Genomic DNA, 2299 nt, shown 5'->3' on the forward strand with positions numbered 1-2299 from the left:
GAGAGATCGTTCTCTCAAAACTGAATAACGGAGAAGCATGCGGACGTGACCCATCCTAACGCCATATGCGTGGATAAATCCTCGACCGATTAGTATCTGTCAGCTCCATGTGTCGCCACACTTCCACACCAGACCTATCTACCTGATCGTCTCTCAGGGGTCTTACTCACTTGACGTGATGGGAAATCTCATCTCGAGGGGGGCTTCATGCTTAGATGCTTTCAGCACTTATCCCTGCCACACGTAGCTACCCAGCGATGCTCCTGGCGGAACAACTGGTACACCAGCGGTATGTCCATCCCGGTCCTCTCGTACTAAGGACAGCTCCTCTCAAATTTCCAACGCCCACGACGGATAGGGACCGAACTGTCTCACGACGTTCTGAACCCAGCTCGCGTGCCGCTTTAATGGGCGAACAGCCCAACCCTTGGGACCTACTTCAGCCCCAGGATGCGACGAGCCGACATCGAGGTGCCAAACCTCCCCGTCGATGTGGACTCTTGGGGGAGATTAGCCTGTTATCCCCAGGGTAGCTTTTATCCGTTGAGCGACGGCCCTTCCATACGGTGCCGCCGGATCACTAAGCCCGACTTTCGTCCCTGCTCGACCTGTATGTCTCGCAGTCAAGCTCCCTTCTGCCTTTGCACTCTTCGAATGATTTCCAACCATTCTGAGGGAACCTTTGGGCGCCTCCGTTACTCTTTAGGAGGCGACCGCCCCAGTCAAACTGCCCACCAGACACTGTCCCTGAACCGGATCACGGTTCGAGGTTAGGATTCCAACACAGCAAGGGCAGTATCCCACCAGCGCCTCCACCGAAGCTAGCGCTCCGGTTTCCAAGGCTCCTGCCTATCCTGTACAAGCTGTGCCCAAACCCAATATCAAGCTACAGTAAAGCTCCATGGGGTCTTTCCGTCCTGTCGCGGGTAACCTGCATCTTCACAGGTACTATAATTTCACCGGGTCTCTCGTTGAGACAGTGCCCAAGTCGTTGCACCTTTCGTGCGGGTCGGAACTTACCCGACAAGGAATTTCGCTACCTTAGGACCGTTATAGTTACGGCCGCCGTTTACTGGGGCTTCAATTCGGACCTTCGCCGAAGCTAAGTCCTCCTCTTAACCTTCCAGCACCGGGCAGGTGTCAGCCCCTATACTTCGTCTTACGACTTCGCAGAGACCTGTGTTTTTGATAAACAGTCGCTTGGGCCTTTTCACTGCGGCTCCCCAGGGCTATTCACCCCAAGGAGCACCCCTTCTCCCGAAGTTACGGGGTCATTTTGCCGAGTTCCTTAACGAGAGTTCTCCCGCGCGTCTTAGAATTCTCATCCCACCTACCTGTGTCGGTTTGCGGTACGGGCACCTGTCTCCTCACTAGAGGCTTTTCTCGGCAGCGGAGGATCAGGGACTCAAGGGCGCTATGCCCTTTCGCGGTCACGACTCAGCCTTATGTGTTGGACGGATTTGCCTATCCAACAGCCTCGTTCGCTTCGACGCACATCCAATTGTACGCTCTCCCTACCTTTCTGCGTCCCCCCATTGTTCAAACAGAGACAAGGTGGTACTGGAATTTCCACCAGTTTGCCATCGCCTACGCCTTTCGGCCTCAGCTTAGGTCCCGACTAACCCTGAGCGGACGAGCCTTCCTCAGGAAACCTTAGGTTTTCGACGGAAGGGATTCTCACCCTTCTTTTCGCTACTCATACCGGCATTCTCACTTCTGTACGCTCCAACAGTCCTCACGGTCTGCCTTCTCTGCCTACAGAACGCTCCCCTACCCAACTCAAAAGAGTTGCCACAGCTTCGGTGGTGTGTTTAGCCCCGGTACATTTTCGGCGCAGCGTCACTCGACCAGTGAGCTATTACGCACTCTTTCAATGGTGGCTGCTTCTAAGCCAACATCCTGGTTGTCTAAGCAACGCCACATCCTTTCCCACTTAACACACACTTGGGGACCTTAGCTGGTGATCTGGGCTGTTTCCCTCTTGACGACGGATCTTAGCACTCGCCGTCTGACTCCCGGATATAAATTACTGGCATTCGGAGTTTGACTGAACTCGGTAATCCGGTAGGGACCCCTCATCCAATCAGTGCTCTACCTCCAGCATTCTCTTTCCGAGGCTAGCCCTAAAGCTATTTCGGGGAGAACCAGCTATCTCCGTGTTCGATTGGCATTTCACCCCTACCCACACCTCATCCCCGCAGCTTTCAACCTACGTGGGTTCGGGCCTCCAGTCGGTGTTACCCGACCTTCACCCTGGACATGGGTAGATCACACGGTTTCGGGTCGACGTTCACGTACT

Annotated in this window: 1 rRNA gene; it reads right to left on the bottom strand. The window is 54.5% G+C overall.

What is annotated here, in order from left to right:
* Positions 1 to 69: 69 nt before the first annotated feature.
* A 23S ribosomal RNA gene (locus ACE1TF_RS20385) occupies positions 70 to 2299 on the bottom strand; the annotation flags it as partial.

Source organism: Geomicrobium sp. JSM 1781026 (assembly GCF_041949955.1).
Lineage (GTDB): Bacteria > Bacillota > Bacilli > Bacillales > Marinococcaceae > Geomicrobium_A.